Origin of the sequence: Rudanella lutea DSM 19387, from assembly GCF_000383955.1 — a bacterium.
GTDB lineage: Bacteria > Bacteroidota > Bacteroidia > Cytophagales > Spirosomataceae > Rudanella > Rudanella lutea.
Window position 1 is genome coordinate 3,173,015 of the sequence record NZ_KB913013.1, and the last position, 15,761, is coordinate 3,188,775.

Here is a 15,761-nt window from a genome sequence, read left to right on the forward strand (position 1 = left end):
ATGAGCATTCGGATTCCCCATAATTCGTTCCTGCTGATCGTTGCGTTCCTGCCGCTCTGGACGATGGCCCAACCGGGTCAATTCATCAGTTCGGCCCGGAGCGTGAGTTCAACGAGCCGGGATAAAGCCGCGTTGCCAGGCGATGCGAGCGGAGTTGGGGCCGAGTCGGCTCAGGCTACGCGGGTGATGCCGTTGTTTGGCGAACGGGCAAAATCGGGTGAGCAGATCGAATTCGAAATTAATTTTCTGAACGATTGCGACCAGAATTTTAGCAACCGGGGCGAAGCCAGTCAGTTCTTTGCCGCCCGCGGCTGGGATTACCTCGGCGAAAGTCAGCTCGATACCGCAGCCTACCGGTTCAACCTGGCCTGGCTGCTCAATGAGAAAAATGTGGATGCATACTGGGGGCTTGGGGTTGTCTGCTACCAGCAGAATAAGCTCGATCAGGCCATTCGGATGCTCGGCAAGGGATTGGCCATTGCCGATACCAACGCTGTGCTGATGACCGACCTGGCCACCGTTGAGTTGATGCAGTTTCAGCAGAAAAAAGACCCGGCGCACCTCACCGATGCCGAAACCCATTTGGCAAAAGCCCTCTCCATCTTGCCCGATAACGCTACGGCGCACATAAAAATGGCCTTGTTGCAGTACACCAAGGCCGATTATGGCCGGGCGTGGGAGCATATCCACAAGGCCCGACAGATTGACTTTTCAAGCATCGATCTCACCCTCCTGAACGAGTTGATTGCCAAACAGCCCGACCCCAAGGGTGTGTTCAAGTAAGCGGTTTATTGGTTTGGCAGCCAGGGGCTACACGTCTTCGAGCAACGTCCGGAAGGTAGCGTACTTATTCGCAAACAGCTCATCCGCTTTCCGCTGGTGTGCATCGGCGAATGTGTGGTGATACGCCAGAAAACTCTCCATCGCTGTAAAATACACCTGCACCGAATACGTAGCCGCTCCATTGTCGAGCTCGGTCAACAGCTTCAGAACCCTCACATTGTCGGTCAGGGTAGTAGCCTCAATCATAGGCAGGTACTCGGTCTTGGCCCAGCGGAGCCAGTCGCGTTCGATGGTAGGGTCGAGGCTGTAGGTAATATTGAAAAGAATCATGCGGGATGCGACTAAGTTGCGGACAAGTTGCCGTTTTGGTTGTTTATTTGCCGGGGAGATTCTCCCTTGTTGTAATCTGAAAAACGTATGTACTCTGGATTAGTTCATGCCCACTCGGGCCTACGCTGGGTCGCCCTGATCCTGCTGGTGGCTGCTGTAGCCACCGCTTTTGGCCGCTGGCAAAGCCGCAACGCCTTTACCGAATCGAACCGGAAACTGTACCTGTTCACCCTGATTGCCGTTCATACTCAGCTGCTGATTGGTCTGGTTCTGTATTTTATCAGCCCCAAAGTTGACTTCGGCATGATGAGCGACAAGCTCTACCGCTTCTACACGGTAGAACACCTGGTGGGGATGCTCATTGCCATTGCACTGGTTACAGTAGGCTACTCGCGCTCGAAGCGCCTGACCGATGCCGCCGATAAACACAAGGCGGTTGCCATTTTTATGGGTATCGGTCTGCTGATCATTCTGGCCTCTATTCCCTGGCCGTTCCGGATTCCGGGCGCGGGCTGGTTTTAAGCAGTGAACAGTGAACAACCAACAGTGAACAACGAGCAGTGAGCAACGAGCAGTGAACAATTGACAGGGAGACATTTGACTCCTGTCCGTTGTTGGTTGTTCTCTGTCCGTTGTTAGTTGCTCACTGTTGGTTGTTCGTTGTTCACTGTTGGTTGTACATGTATGGTTTCGATTATTATTCCCACCCTCAACGAGGAGCAGGCTCTGCCCCGCACGCTACGCATGCTGCGGGGATTGTGGCCGACGCCGGTGGAAATAATTGTGTCCGATGGTGGTAGCACCGACCAAACGCTGACCATCGTGCGAAGCTGGCAAACCGAGTTACCTCATCTCCAACTGATTGAGTGCGCGCAGACGGGTCGTGCTCACCAGATGAATCAGGCGGCCCACGTTGCGCAGGGTTCTATTTTGTGTTTTTTGCACGCCGACACGCTCCTGCCCGACGATGCTCTCTCTGTGGTAGAGCACACCCTACGCAACCCACGCGTGGCAGCCGGTGGGTTTATTTCGCTTATGCGGGGCGATACGCAAACCCGTTGGCTCACCTCCTTGCACAATTACATCAAGAGTTATTATGCCCCACTGCTTTTCCGGCCGTACCTTTTCTTTGCTAAAGGGGCCCGGTTGCTGTTCGGCGATCAGGTGATTTTCTGTCGGCGGGAGCAGTTTATGCGCTGTGGTGGTTACCGCGACGACCTACCCATTATGGAAGAGGCCGACCTGTTGCTTAAACTGGTGCAGTTTGGCCGCATCCGGCAGGTAAACCGGGTGGTCGAGTCGTCGGACCGGCGGGTGGCGAAATGGGGCTTCTGGCGAGCCAATGCCCTGTTTCTGACAATCGGCTTTTTGTGGGGTGTAGGCTTTTCGCCCGCGCGGCTCAAGCGACTTTACAAGGATATTCGATAGGGGAAAAAGGAGAAGGGGGTTTGTCCTTTCCTCCCTTCTCCTTTTTCCCCTATCGAATATCCTTCCCTTCTATCTCAAATTTGGAACCGGCAACACAGGCAGGCTTTCGTTGCCGTCTTCACTGACGGCCTGCACCGCGAAGTAATAGTTGTCTTTGGAGTAAGGCAGCGTCATGCCGAGTTTGTTGGTGAAGAATTTCTTCTGCCAAAACGGCCAATGGGTTTCGCGCATGAGTACATAATAGCCGCGTACCTTGCCAGTAGCCGGAGCTTTCCAGTACAAGGCGGTCGAGTTGGTCAGGTTACGTACTTCGATGGTCACGTTTTGGGGCACGGCGGGCGCTTTAGCTAAGTTGGCCAGGGTAGCTAAGTTCACGGCCGTGTTTTTGCGGAGGTATTCAAAGTCCATGAACTTGGCGTAATCGCCAAACTCGATTTTGTTTTCGACGCGGAGATCCTGATGTTGGTGATCGTAGTTTTCGTTCATCTCCGTCAGGCGCACGGCCGCAAAGCCACGTTGCACAAATGGCGTATGGTCGCCCCCGCGCAGGTAACGGTCGTTACGGTAAATCATGACCACTTCCAGATTTTCAACATACCGCTCCCCCACCTCTTTCAGGTAACGGGCCAACGTACGGGCTTTCCCATCGTTTTCGTTACCAAAGTTCCGAATCTGGGCGATGCGGCCGGTGGTATCGCGCAGCATATTGGCGGGCAAGCCTTCGCTGAATACGCGCAGCCGGGTATTGTCGATAATGTGGGTCTCGTTGGAGTGGTTGCTGCCCATGATGTCGTTGTTCAGTACCGCTTCGAGGTTCCATTTTTCTTTCACGGCCCGGTCAGAGAGGTGCTCGGCGCCCAAAAGCCCCTGTTCTTCACCCGTCAGAGTGGCAAAGACGATGGTAGCCGGGAAGTTCGACTTGCTCAGCACCCGGCAGAGTTCGATCACGGCCGCCGTACCCGAACCATCGTCGTTGGCACCGGGCGCGTTGGCGTCACGGTTCATCACGTTGGTCACCCGGCTATCCATATGTCCCTGCACCAGAAATACCCGCGTATCGGTGGGGTCGGTCCCTTTCAGAATGGCCATAACGTTGGCCATTTCTACCGGCTTATCAATCCGGCGGCCGTCGGGCTGAAGCGTCCAGGTATCGAGGGAGGCCGTCATGCGCCCACCCGACTGCTGAGCGTACTGCCGAAATTTACCCAGAATCCACTGCCGGGCCGCGCCAATACCCCGCTTGGGGTCGGTGGTGGAGCCCGGCGTGGATACGCTGAGTGTATGGCGGGTCCCGAAACTAACCAGCCCATCAATGTGGGCCCGCAGGCTGTCGGCCGATACTTCGCTCAATAGTTGAACGATCTGCGGGTCGCGGTTGACAATTTCCTGAGCCGAGGCCGGGACCGCGAAGGCCCCCAAACCAAGCGTAAGCGATAGAAGTGTTTTTTTCATAGGTCAGACGATGAACGGCGAAAATACCAAAAAGACTAATGACTTATCATTGACCGCTTCAGAATACTTCCGATGAAGCTACCCACAAACGTAAGACCTACCGAACCAAACAAATTAAAGGCTTCCAGCTCTTTCTGACCACTTTGTGCGGGCTGATCCGTAAACCCGTAATAACCGACCAACAGGGCACCCGCCTGCAATAACGCCAGCAACCACCCCCGGCGAGGCTCGGCAAAACCAATCGCAGCCGCCGAGATCGAAGCCATCAGGTACGGCCAGTGAATCACGGGCGATTGTTTCACCACATACAACAGAACCACGCTGTGCATCAAGACAAACAGGGCGTTGACCCCCAGCCGACGATCCAGAAAGGCCGACGGCCGCGGCTGCTGACCGGGTACATCTCCCAATGATTGGGCCTGTTCGAGCGTTGTAGCTCGATCGGCATCGAGTTGAGCCTCTTCAATTTGACCTAACTGCTGCCGGGCCAAACCGCGCCAGTAGTAGGCCATCGGGTCTTGCCCTTTAGCATGAAAAACCGCCTGGTCAAACGCCGAGAAAGCCGCATCGAATGCACGGCGGTCGTACAGAATCCGGCCTGTTTCAAGATGAATGTCCGAAACGGAGTTATCGTAACTGGCCCCGGTCTGCAGATCAGCAAGGGCCGCATCGCTATCGCCCAGTTCGCGCAGGCAACGCGCCCGGTACAGGTAGGCAACGCTCAGCCGGGGTTGCTCCTCAATGCGTCGGCTGAAATACTGCATTGCCTGGTCCAACTGGTTCGTATTGTATAGGTCGATACCCGGCTGAAGCAGACTACGCTCTTTATCGGCCGACGTGCGCAGGTCGGCGTAGTAGCGCAGATAGATGATGTAGCTGATGATCGCAAACGTAATCAGAAGTTCCATGGGTGCAAGTTAATCCCTGGCAAGCTACCCGTATGACCCCAGCCTAAACAAAAGCGCCCCCGCAACTACAGGGGTAAAACAATCCGGAAAGTTGAGCCTTGCCCCGGCACGCTATGGGCCATGATCAGCCCCTGGTGGTTTTCGACTACGCGCTTACAAATGGCCAGCCCTACCCCCGTACCAGTATACTGATTGCGCCCGTGCAGCCGTTGAAACATTTGAAAAATGCGTTCGGCGTACCGCTCCTCGAAGCCAATCCCATTATCAGCCACACTGATTTCGGCGTAATTTTTCTGGGGTGGTAAACCCTCGGGCACATCGGCCCCCGACAAGGTACGGCAGCTAACCCGGATGATTGGTAACCGGTCGGGGTGCCGATACGTTACGGCGTTAATCAGGAGGTTCTGAAACAATTGCCGCAGCTGACTGGCATCGCCCGGTACGGTGGGTAACTCTTCACAATCAGTAGTGGCCTGCCCCTCTTGCAGGAGTGGGCTCAGGTCGTCGATAATCTCGTCGATCAACCGACCGAGCGACACCGGTTGCGAGGGTTCCCGATGAGTAGTTAGGCGCGAGTAAGCCAGCAAATCCCGGATCAGGGTGGTCATCCGGCCCGAAGCCGCCTGCATCCGCCGGATGAGGTCCATTCCGTTTTCGCCCAGCTGATCGGCAAACTGAACCGACAGCAGGTTACCAAACGAGTGAATCTTGCGCAGAGGCTCCTGCAAATCGTGCGAAGCGATGTAGGCAAACTGTTGCAGGTTTTCGTTCGATTGTTGAAGCGCCCGGTTCATGTTCATCAATACAGCCTGCTGATGCCGCTCTTCGGTCACATCGGCCGCGTTCAGAATTAATCCCTGATCAAACTTCTTAACCGCCAGGCTCAGCCAGCGGTCCGAATCGGGGTATCGGTACTGAAACCGCTGGGTTTGTCCGGTTTGGCAGGCCTGCTGGCAGTATTCGAGCAGTTTTACGGCCTCTTTTGGAGGAAGCAGCTGCGTAGCCAGGGCCCCCTCCCGCAGTTCGGTACCGAAAAGCCAGGCATCCTGCGCAGCCGGGTTAAACAGCACCAGTTGCAGATCGGTCAGCAAGCCAGAAGGTCCGTGAATAGGCTTACAAATAACCACCGGGTTGGTTGTACTCGCCAGCACATTCTGGAATAGGCTTGCCTGCTGCTGATGGTCGAAAATAGCTTGCTTAAGGGCCGTCACGTTGGCAAACGTAATAATCAGGCGCGAGTCGGTCAGGCGGGCAATGTGGGTATTGAACCACTCGTTGGTCTGTTCGCCGTAATGTTCGCCCCGGTAGGGCTCACCCGTAGCCAGTACGGCCTTACCGATTGTTTGCAAAGGCAGAAAGTCGGCGGGGGTCAGCAGCTCGCTCAGTAGCATCCCCACCTGAGCATTTTTCAGAAGTAAAGCCTGCTCACGGGCGGTCTGATTCACAAAAAGACACCGAAAATCGATAACCACCTGTCCGGCGTCATACACCGATTCGACCACAATAATGCCGTTTAGGGTGGCATTCAGGGCGTTTTCGAGCAGACTGGACCCTAACTCAGAGGCAAAAATCATGTAAATCAGGAGCTAACAGACATAAAAGTACGCCCATAAACACCCAAAAACTATACCTAAGTAGTAGATTTAACAACCTTTTAAGTAGCGAATCAGTTGCCCAGGTCTACTAACGGAACTGTAAGCCCCAGCCCGACAGCCGCCCCCCCAAGCGGGGTAGGTTGCGCGCTTAGGCCAATACGCCCGTCGCGTAACACGGTGTTGTACCGGCGCACGGCGCTATCGACCTGATGATTACTGATAAGCGAAAACCCGATCGACGCGACCAGCGAACCCACATAGATGGTGCGGCTTATTTGGCGGTCGGGCGTCCGGTTAAACAACACATACGCCACCGAGGCCAGTCCGGTAAGCCGCCCCACCGTGGTCCAGGTCCGAAACCGCCGGAAGTGCCGGATAGCCACCGCGTCATTTAGCTCATAGATCGGTATTTCGACCGAAAACGGCGAGCCCAGTTTACGGCCCTTGTACACATACGTGCTCCCCAGAATGGTGGAACCGGGTGCCCGCTCGATGGGCCGAAGCCCTACCGATGGCAAGGGAGTACCCGCCCCCTGCGCCCGCACGGCAGCCGGTGCCAGCAACCACCCGAACAGGATACTCAATAAAAACAGTTTGGCAGAGGCCATAGGAAGGTTGGTGAGTAGGTGCAACAAAACTTAGGCGCGGTTCCGCAGGCCAACCTGTTCGTAAACAAGCTGAAGGATACCATCTTTAAGGCCCAGATCAGGCACGATAATCTCCTGCGCCCCGGCCCACTTCATTACCGAAATATAGATTTCCGAAGCCGGCACGATCACATCGGCCCGGTCAGCGTTGAGACGTAGTTTGTTAATTCGATCTTCCAGACTGAACCCGGCGATGTAATCCTTCATACGCTCAATATCAGCCAGAGTCGTGGTCGTATCCGAAGTCTTCGATACCAGGTTGAATATTTTGCTGATGTTGCCGCCAGTTCCTACCGCAATAACCTCCCGCGAGCGGTCGACGTTATCATCAATCCAGGTCTGAATTTTACCCCAGGCCCCTTTGGTCTCTTTGCCTTCCAGCAAACGAACCGAGCCAATCTTAAATGAACGAGAATTGAGCTTCCGGCGATTCTGGTACAGGTTCAGCTCGGTGCTCCCCCCGCCCACATCGATGTGCAGAAACTGCCGCTCGTCGAGTGCCTGAACCACCACATTGTTGATCAGTTCGGCCTCCTGCTGCCCGTCGATAATGTGAATGTGGATGCCTGTGTCCCGACGGATACGCTCGGCAATTTCGGGTCCGTTGCTCGATTCGCGCATGGCCGAGGTGGCACAAGCCATGTAATGTTCTACCTCGTGCAACTCCATCAGCAGTTTGTACACCTGCATGAGTTTGGTGGTTCGCTCCTCACTGTCGGGGGTGAGCTCACCAAACGTAAACACATCATGCCCCAACCGAAGCGGGAACCGGACATATTCGACTTTTTTGAAGCTGACGATACCGTCGTTATGAAGCACAGTTGAAATCTGGAGCCGGGCCGCGTTGGAGCCGATGTCGATAGCAGCGATTTTCATAGGGGCGAAATTAGGAATTGGAACATGGATTCGGCGGATTGAATGGATTTAAACGGATTTTTTTAGGTTATAGCACAACCGGATGAATAATCAGTAAAAATCCGTTTCATCTGTTGCATCCGTGTTTCTATCCACTATAAAAGCACTATTTTTGCACTATTCTAAGTCAGCCAGTTGACTGACTATCACCGGGGAAATAAACAATTGTATCGTTTGAAAACGATTACTGACCTCCTGCACGAACGCATTCTGGTTCTCGATGGCGCCATGGGAACCATGATTCAGCGCTACAACCTCACCGAAGCCGACTATCGGGGTGAGCGTTTCGCTACTTTTCCGCACGATGTGAAGGGCAACAACGATTTATTGTCGTTGACGCAGCCCCGCATCATCAAGGAAATTCATCGGCAATACCTCGACGCTGGTTCGGATATTGTCGAAACGAATACCTTCAGCAGCACCTCCATCGCCATGGCCGATTACCACATGGAAGATCTGGTGTACGAGTTGAATTACGAATCGGCCCGGCTGGCTAAAGAAGCCGCCACCGAGGTTACCCAACTCACCCCCGACAAGCCCCGGTATGTGGCTGGCGCGATGGGCCCCACCAACCGAACCGCCAGCCTCTCACCCGATGTGAATAACCCCGGTTACCGGGCCGTTACCTTCGACGAGCTGGTGGATGCCTATTACGAGCAGGTACGCGGCTTAGTCGATGGCGGGGCCGACCTGCTGCTGGTCGAGACCATTTTTGATACGCTGAATGCCAAGGCAGCCCTGTTTGCCATTGATAAGTACTTTGCCCAAACCGGCACCCGCCTGCCCATCATGGTGTCGGGAACCATTACCGATGCCTCGGGCCGTACCCTGTCGGGTCAGACCACCGAAGCGTTTCTGTACTCGGTATCGCACCTACCCTTGCTGAGTGTGGGCCTCAACTGTGCCCTCGGGGCCGACCTCATGCGCCCCTATGTGCGTACGCTGGCCAAAGAGGCTCCTTTCTTTGTTTCGGCCTACCCCAATGCTGGCCTGCCCAACGAATTTGGCGAGTACGATGAAACGCCCGATCAGATGGCTGCTACCATTGAGAGCTTTATTCAGGAGGGGTACGTAAACATTGTAGGCGGCTGCTGCGGCTCCACCCCCGATCACATCGGCGCTATTGCCCGCGTGGCCAGCCGGTACCAGCCCCGCCCGCTCCCGGCCCGCGAGCCATACCAGAAACTGAGCGGTCTGGAACCCCTGAAAATTACCGAAGCCACTAATTTTGTCAACATCGGCGAGCGGACCAATGTAACCGGCTCCAAAGCCTTTGCCCGGCTGATCAAAGCAGGTGACTACGACGCAGCTCTGGCGGTAGCCCGTCAGCAGGTAGAGAATGGCGCGCAGGTGATCGACGTTAACATGGACGAGGGCATGCTCGACTCCGTGGAGGCCATGACCACCTTCCTCAACCTCATTGCTGCTGAACCCGACATTGCCCGCGTGCCCATCATGATCGACTCCTCAAAGTGGGAGGTGATCGAAGCCGGGTTGAAATGCGTACAGGGCAAAGCGATTGTTAACTCAATTTCGCTCAAAGAAGGCGAAGAAGCCTTCATCGAAAAGGCGCAGCTGGTGAAGCGGTACGGCGCAGCTACCGTGGTAATGGCTTTCGACGAAACAGGACAGGCCGACTCCTACGAACGGCGTATCGAAATCTGTGAGCGTGCGTACCGGATTCTGGTCGATAAGGTTCAGTTTCAGCCACAGGACATCATTTTCGACCCGAATATTCTGACCGTAGCCACCGGTATCGACGAGCATAATAACTATGCGGTTGATTTTATCAATGCTACCCGCTGGATTAAGCAGAATCTGCCCTTAGCCAAAGTATCGGGTGGGGTGTCGAATATTTCGTTCTCGTTCCGGGGCAACGAACCCGTGCGCGAGGCCATGCACTCCGCGTTTTTGTACCACGCCATCCGGGCCGGGCTCGACATGGGTATTGTTAACGCAGGTCAGCTGGCTATTTACGACGATATTCCGAAGGACCTGCTTGAGCACGTGGAAGACGTGCTGCTCAACCGCCGACCCGACGCTACCGAGCGTATGGTGGCCTTTGCCGAAACCGTAAAATCGAAGGGCAAAGAAGTAGTGCAGGACGATGCCTGGCGCAACGAACCCGTAGCCGAGCGGCTCAAGCATGCCCTCATTAAGGGTATCACGGAGTACATCGACGTGGATGTGGAAGAAGCCCGCCAAAGCGTTGCGCGGCCGTTGCACGTGATCGAGGGCCCGCTCATGGACGGCATGAACGTAGTCGGCGACCTGTTTGGCGCGGGCAAGATGTTTCTGCCGCAGGTGGTAAAATCGGCGCGGGTGATGAAAAAAGCCGTGGCCTACCTCACGCCATTTATCGAAGCCGAAAAAACCGGTGGAGCCTCTACAGCCGGCAAGATTCTGCTGGCCACCGTAAAAGGCGACGTGCACGACATCGGCAAGAACATTGTTGGGGTGGTGCTCGGCTGTAACAACTACGAGATTGTTGATCTCGGTGTGATGGTCTCGACCGATAAAATTCTGGCCGAAGCCAAAAAACACAACGTTGATATTATTGGCTTGAGTGGCCTTATCACGCCTTCGCTCGACGAGATGGTGGGCGTAGCCAAAGAAATGGAGCGGCAGGGCTTTACCATTCCGCTCCTGATTGGGGGGGCTACCACTTCGCGGATTCATACAGCCGTAAAAATCGACCCGCATTATTCGGGGCCGGTTATTCACGTACTCGACGCCAGCCGGAGTGTGCCCGTAGCCGGGCGGCTCGTAAGCGAAACCGAAGGTACCCGCAACGACATTTTCCGCGAGATCAAGGCCGAATACGCCAAACTCCGCGAGGAGCACGCCAAGCGGCAGAAAGAGAAAAACCTGCTGGGTATCGAGAAGGCACGGGCCAACGCCGTTCCCATCGATTGGTCAGCGTTTGAGCCAACCAAGCCCGCCTTTTTGGGGAATCGGTACTTCCAGGATTACCCGCTGGCCGAAATCGCCCAATACATCGACTGGACACCGTTTTTCCAGACCTGGCAGCTCCACGGAAAATTCCCGAAGATTCTGGACGATGCCACCGTTGGCGCAGAGGCCCGCAAACTGTACGACGACGCCCAGCGGTTGCTGCAGGAGATTATCGACAACAACCTGTTGCAAGCCAAAGCGGTGGTTGGGTTTTACCCGGCCAACGCAACCGAAGACGATGTGTTGCTGCATGATTTTGACGAACTCAGCCGCGAGATCCCCTGCGAGCGGCACGGTTCGCACCAGCACATTGAGTACAAGATAAGTCAGGTTGTTGCAGAACGGTTAGCGGCTGGTCAGTCCATGATGTCGGTAGGCGAAGCTGGCGAGCTGGTTTATGACACGAAAGCGGTTCTTCACTTTCTGCGGCAGCAAAACCAGAAAGCCGCCGGGCTGCCCAACCTCAGCTTAGCCGATTTTGTGGCCCCCCTGAGCAGCGGCCGCGAAGACTATATCGGGGCGTTTGCCGTGACAGCCGGTATCGGCATCGAAGCCCTGATTGATAAATATGAGCGCGATCACGACGACTATAACAGCATTCTGGTAAAAGCCCTCGCCGACCGGTTGGCCGAAGCCTTTGCCGAACTGATGCACCACCGCGTCCGGACCCAGTTCTGGCCCTATGCGGCTGGCGAAAAGCTGACCAACGACGAGCTCATCAAAGAAGAGTACCAGGGTATCCGGCCCGCACCGGGCTACCCGGCCTGCCCCGATCATACCGAAAAGGCGACACTGTTTGAGCTGCTCGATGCGGGTCAGGTAGGTATCACGCTGACTGAAAGCTTTGCCATGTACCCGGCCTCGTCGGTGAGTGGTTTCTATTTCAGCCACCCTGAGTCGAAGTATTTCTCGGTCGGGAAAATTGCCAAAGATCAGGTAATCGACTACGCCCACCGCAAAAACATGTCGGTTGAAGATGTAGAACGTTGGCTGGCTCCTGTATTGGGTTACTAACCAGACGCTATTCTTTTTTCTAAGTGATAGGACAAGACGGCCGCCCCCAGGTGGCCGTCTTGTCATTCTATCGGACTCATTACTGAACATCTGGACTTCAGATACTGGACGTTAGAGGTACTACTTTTCGGTACGGAGGTCTAACGTCTAGTGTCTAACATCTAATGTCCAGTAGTGAGTTTATTGGGCCCACCAAACAGTAAATTAGCTATTGGTCAACGCTTAACGGGTAAGCATTAACCAATACCCTTTATTCACGTATGTCAACCCGTCGAGAGTTTATTAAGCAGGCATCGGTAGCCGGTGCCGGACTGTGGGTAGCCCCACACATCCCGGTTTTTAAGGGGTCGCCCAACGAAAAAGTGGTGATCGGTAGCATGGGTACCAATAGCCGGGGCTTTTTTCTGGCACGCATGTTTGCCAAGATGCCCAATGTCGAAGTGGGATTTGTGTGCGATGTCGACCAGAAAGTAGTGGACAAAACCGTTGACGACATCTACAAGATCACCGGTAAAAAGCCCAAAGCATACACCGATGTTCGGAAGATGCTCGAAGAGAAAGACATGGATGCGATGATGGTGGCCGCTCCCGACCATTGGCACGCACCAGCTTCGCTGATGGCTGTGAAGGCCGGCAAGCATGTGTACGTGGAGAAACCCTGCGCCCACAACCCAGCCGAGGGCGAAATGCTCGTAGCGGCTGCCCAGAAATACAACAAGCTAATCCAGATGGGAAGCCAACGGCGCTCGTTCCCCAAGATTCAGCAGGCCATGCAGGAATTGCGCGACGGCGTAATTGGCCGGGTGTATTTTGCCAAGGGGTGGTACGCCAACGCCCGCAAACCCATTGGGGTGGGTAAGGTAACGCCGGTTCCGTCGGGGCTCAACTTCGACCTCTGGCAAGGCCCCGCCCCCCGGCGCGATTTCAAAGACAACCTCGTGCATTACAACTGGCACTGGTTCTGGCACTGGGGCACGGGTGAAGCCCTCAACAACGGCACCCACGAACTCGACGTAATCCGGTGGGGCCTTGGTGTCGATTACCCCGTGGAGGTGGCTTCTATCGGCGGACGATTTGCCTATCAGGACGACTGGGAAACACCCGACACCCAGACTATTTCGTTTAAATTTCCGAACAACACGGCCTGCCACTGGGAGGGTCGGAGCTGCAACGGATTCAATAGCGAAGGCACCGGTCGCGGGGTCATTTTCTACGGTGAGAAAGGAACAATGGTTGTACCCGGTGGCGACGACTACAAGGTGTACAATCTGGAGAACAAGCTTATTAAAGACGTAAAAACTGAACTTCAGGAGGCCGACCGTACCAACACTATGGGCATGGGCGAATTGCTGGATGGTTTGCACCTCAAAAATTTCGTCGAAGCAATTCGGGGCACGACCAAGCCAACCTGTCCCATCGAAACAGGCCATAAGTCGACGCTTCTGCCGCAGCTGGGCAATATTGCCTACCGCACAGGCCGTGTGTTACGCTGCGACCCCGCCAACGGTCATATTCTGAACGACAAAGAAGCCATGAAACTCTGGGCCCGCGAGTACCAGAAGGGCTGGGAAATGAAGTTATAATGTAAGGTGACATTTCGCTTGGAGAGCTGGCATCTTTCGCAGTCCATTCAGCTTAGTGCATACAAAAAGAGCTGTCATCTCTCTGAACGAGATGACAGCTCTACTGTCTCTTCGAACGACGCTATTTCAGCTTTGCTTCCAGTTCTTCTACTTCCAGCATGGCCGACTCCCACTCGTCCTGAAGCTGGTTAATGTCTTTCATTACACGGTGATATTCGTCGTTGCGAGCCTGCATCAACTTATCGTCACCGTAGGTAGCCGGATCGGCCAACTCGGCTTCGAGTCGCTTTTTACGCTCCTCAAGCTGCCCTATTCTCGTTTCCGATTCTTGGGCCTGCTGGGTTAGTTTTTTCAGTGTTCGTTGCCACTCCCGGCGCTCGTCGTCGCCAGCACGACCATTGGTCGAAGGTTTGACAGGGGCCGGCAGCGTAGCGTTGCTGGCCTGTTTGGCACCCGATCCGTTACTCGTTCCGGCCGCCTTCTTCTCTTGCATCCACCACTCGTACTCGTCGAATGTGCCGGGAAACTCTTTAATCTGCTCATCTTCGATGTACCAGATTTTGTTGGCAATCTGCGACACAAAATAGCGGTCGTGCGAAACCACCACGTACGTACCCTCGTACTGCTCCAGTGCCTGAATCAGGATATTCACCGACTGCATATCGAGGTGGTTGGTTGGTTCGTCCAACAACAGGAAGTTGGCTTGCGACAAAAGCACTTTGGCCAGTGCAACCCGCGACTTTTCGCCCCCCGAGAGTACTTTGATTTTCTTGAATACTTCGTCGTTCGAAAACAAAAAGCAGCCCAAAACGCCCCGAAGCTCACCTTCAGTCTTGGTTGGATTAGCGTGCTTCAGTTCGTCGAGCAGGGTATCCTCTATATTCAGCGATTCGAGCTGGTGCTGGGCGTAGAAGCTGAACGAGACATTATGACCCAGTTGTCGGCTGCCTTCGTTGAGCGGTTCTGAGCCTGAGATAATCCGCAGCAGGGTCGATTTACCCCGTCCGTTAGCCCCAATAAGGGCCACTTTGTCGCCCCGTTCGAGCCGGATGTCAGCGTTGGTTAAGATGCGTTTGGGACCGTAATGCTTCGTAATGTTGTCCAAATGCAGAATGTGCCGACCGGGCTGAGTCGAAAACTGAAACTTAAAGTTTACGCGGGCAGCCTCATCAATCACATCATCGATCCGTTCCATCCGGGCGAGTTGTTTTACCCGGCTCTGTGCCTGCTTCGCCTTGGTAGCCTGCGCCTTAAATCGTTCGATAAAGCGCTCTGTCTGCCGAATTTTAGCCTGCTGGTTTTCGTAAGCTCCTTTCTGAATCTCATTCCGCAGGGCTTTTTCTTCCAGATAGAACGAGTAATTTCCCGAATACAGGTTCAGTTTGGCATTGGCCACCTCAACCGTCACGTCGATCACATTATCCAGAAACTCCCGGTCGTGCGAAACCACAATAACGGCTCCCTCGTAGGTCTGAATATACTTTTCCACCCACTGAATCGACGGTAAGTCGAGGTGGTTGGTTGGTTCGTCGAGCATCAGCAACGAAGGCTTCTGCAACAGCAGTTTGGCCAGCATTACGCGCATCCGCCACCCCCCTGAGAATTGCCGCAACGGCTTTTGCAGGTCGTCGGTCGAAAAACCAAGCCCTTCCAGAATTTCCTCGGCTTTGGCCTGTACACTGTAACCATCCAACGCTTCGAACTCTTCCTGCGCCTTACCCAGCTTATCCACCAAATCGTCGGAATAATTGGTTTCCATCTCGTGCAGCAGCTCGTCGATACGAGCCTGCAGCTTGTTCTGCCGCTCGAAAGCCTGCATGGCTACCGACAAAATCGAATCGTCGGTTTGGTACGACAGCAGGTCCTGGTTGAGGAAGCCGATGGTCACATCGCCCGCTTTGGAAATAGTCCCGCCATCGATTTGATATTCGCCCGTGATAATCCGGAGGAGCGTCGATTTACCGGTTCCGTTGAGGCCAATTAATCCAATTTTCTGGTTTGGCTTTATATGCAGGGAAGCGTTCGCGTACAACGCTCTGCTTCCCAGATAATACGACAGGTTCGTAATGGAAATCATGCCGCAAATTTACGAAAAAACAGGGCGGTAGAGACGTAAAATCTTGCGTTGGTTCAATTGCCCGTATATATTTG

12 protein-coding genes are annotated in these 15,761 nt (G+C 54.5%); 5 read left to right on the forward strand and 7 right to left on the reverse strand.

What is annotated here, in order from left to right; genetic code table 11:
• A complete protein-coding gene (locus RUDLU_RS0113080; RefSeq protein ID WP_019988840.1) occupies nt 1-783 on the forward strand; it encodes a tetratricopeptide repeat protein in 783 nt (260 codons plus the stop codon).
• 27 nt (nt 784-810) lie between these two features.
• Here RUDLU_RS0113080 and RUDLU_RS0113085 read toward each other — a convergent pair whose 3' ends face one another.
• Entirely contained in the window at nt 811-1,113 is a 303-nt protein-coding gene (locus RUDLU_RS0113085; RefSeq protein WP_019988841.1) for a DUF4286 family protein, read from the reverse strand.
• Nucleotides 1,114-1,200: 87 nt separating this feature from the next.
• On the opposite strand from RUDLU_RS0113085, the gene RUDLU_RS0113090 reads away from it, so the two are divergent.
• Together RUDLU_RS0113090 and RUDLU_RS0113095 are read left to right on the forward strand one after the other, a co-directional pair.
• Entirely contained in the window at nt 1,201-1,635 is a 435-nt protein-coding gene (locus RUDLU_RS0113090; protein WP_019988842.1) for a hypothetical protein, read from the forward strand.
• Nucleotides 1,636-1,797: 162 nt separating this feature from the next.
• Nucleotides 1,798-2,541, forward strand: a complete 744-nt coding sequence (locus tag RUDLU_RS0113095; protein WP_019988843.1) for a TIGR04283 family arsenosugar biosynthesis glycosyltransferase — start codon at nt 1,798-1,800, stop codon at nt 2,539-2,541.
• A 69-nt stretch (nt 2,542-2,610) separates the two neighbouring features.
• Here RUDLU_RS0113095 and RUDLU_RS0113100 read toward each other — a convergent pair whose 3' ends face one another.
• The 5 genes from RUDLU_RS0113100 to RUDLU_RS0113120 form a co-directional block, all read right to left on the reverse strand.
• Nucleotides 2,611-3,993: a M20/M25/M40 family metallo-hydrolase gene (locus RUDLU_RS0113100; protein WP_027303023.1), complete on the reverse strand. Its 1,383-nt coding sequence runs from the start codon at nt 3,991-3,993 to the stop codon at nt 2,611-2,613.
• A 35-nt stretch (nt 3,994-4,028) separates the two neighbouring features.
• Nucleotides 4,029-4,901, reverse strand: coding sequence for a tetratricopeptide repeat protein (locus RUDLU_RS0113105; RefSeq protein ID WP_019988845.1), 873 nt, complete (start codon nt 4,899-4,901; stop codon nt 4,029-4,031).
• Between the two features lie 65 nt (nt 4,902-4,966).
• On the reverse strand, nt 4,967-6,475 hold the full coding sequence (locus tag RUDLU_RS27440; RefSeq protein ID WP_019988846.1) for a sensor histidine kinase: 1,509 nt from the start codon (nt 6,473-6,475) through the stop codon (nt 4,967-4,969).
• 92 nt (nt 6,476-6,567) lie between these two features.
• Nucleotides 6,568-7,104 (reverse strand): hypothetical protein, encoded by a 537-nt coding sequence (locus tag RUDLU_RS0113115; protein WP_019988847.1) that lies wholly within the window; start codon nt 7,102-7,104, stop codon nt 6,568-6,570.
• Nucleotides 7,105-7,134: 30 nt separating this feature from the next.
• A complete protein-coding gene (locus RUDLU_RS0113120; protein WP_019988848.1) occupies nt 7,135-8,019 on the reverse strand; it encodes a Ppx/GppA phosphatase family protein in 885 nt (294 codons plus the stop codon).
• Between the two features lie 213 nt (nt 8,020-8,232).
• Here RUDLU_RS0113120 and metH point away from each other — a divergent pair, with 213 nt between their 5' ends.
• Nucleotides 8,233-12,027, forward strand: a complete 3,795-nt coding sequence (metH, locus tag RUDLU_RS0113125) for a methionine synthase (protein WP_019988849.1) — start codon at nt 8,233-8,235, stop codon at nt 12,025-12,027.
• A 260-nt stretch (nt 12,028-12,287) separates the two neighbouring features.
• Entirely contained in the window at nt 12,288-13,610 is a 1,323-nt protein-coding gene (locus RUDLU_RS0113130) for a Gfo/Idh/MocA family protein (RefSeq protein ID WP_019988850.1), read from the forward strand.
• A gap of 121 nt (nt 13,611-13,731) precedes the next feature.
• Here RUDLU_RS0113130 and RUDLU_RS0113135 read toward each other — a convergent pair whose 3' ends face one another.
• Nucleotides 13,732-15,687, reverse strand: a complete 1,956-nt coding sequence (locus RUDLU_RS0113135; protein ID WP_019988851.1) for an ABC-F family ATP-binding cassette domain-containing protein — start codon at nt 15,685-15,687, stop codon at nt 13,732-13,734.
• Nucleotides 15,688-15,761: the final 74 nt, after the last annotated feature.

What these genes read in the sequence shown, in the direction of transcription:
- RUDLU_RS27440 (WP_019988846.1), bottom strand. Translation starts at nt 6,475, where the DNA reads ATGATTTTTGCCTCTGAGTTAGGGTCCAGTCTGCTCGAAAACGCCCTG.
- RUDLU_RS0113115 (WP_019988847.1), bottom strand. Translation starts at nt 7,104, where the DNA reads ATGGCCTCTGCCAAACTGTTTTTATTGAGTATCCTGTTCGGGTGGTTG.
- RUDLU_RS0113105 (WP_019988845.1), bottom strand. Translation starts at nt 4,901, where the DNA reads ATGGAACTTCTGATTACGTTTGCGATCATCAGCTACATCATCTATCTG.
- RUDLU_RS0113080 (WP_019988840.1), top strand. Translation starts at nt 1, where the DNA reads ATGAGCATTCGGATTCCCCATAATTCGTTCCTGCTGATCGTTGCGTTC.
- RUDLU_RS0113085 (WP_019988841.1), bottom strand. Translation starts at nt 1,113, where the DNA reads ATGATTCTTTTCAATATTACCTACAGCCTCGACCCTACCATCGAACGC.
- RUDLU_RS0113120 (WP_019988848.1), bottom strand. Translation starts at nt 8,019, where the DNA reads ATGAAAATCGCTGCTATCGACATCGGCTCCAACGCGGCCCGGCTCCAG.
- RUDLU_RS0113095 (WP_019988843.1), top strand. Translation starts at nt 1,798, where the DNA reads ATGGTTTCGATTATTATTCCCACCCTCAACGAGGAGCAGGCTCTGCCC.
- RUDLU_RS0113100 (WP_027303023.1), bottom strand. Translation starts at nt 3,993, where the DNA reads ATGAAAAAAACACTTCTATCGCTTACGCTTGGTTTGGGGGCCTTCGCG.
- RUDLU_RS0113090 (WP_019988842.1), top strand. Translation starts at nt 1,201, where the DNA reads ATGTACTCTGGATTAGTTCATGCCCACTCGGGCCTACGCTGGGTCGCC.
- RUDLU_RS0113135 (WP_019988851.1), bottom strand. Translation starts at nt 15,687, where the DNA reads ATGATTTCCATTACGAACCTGTCGTATTATCTGGGAAGCAGAGCGTTG.
- RUDLU_RS0113130 (WP_019988850.1), top strand. Translation starts at nt 12,288, where the DNA reads ATGTCAACCCGTCGAGAGTTTATTAAGCAGGCATCGGTAGCCGGTGCC.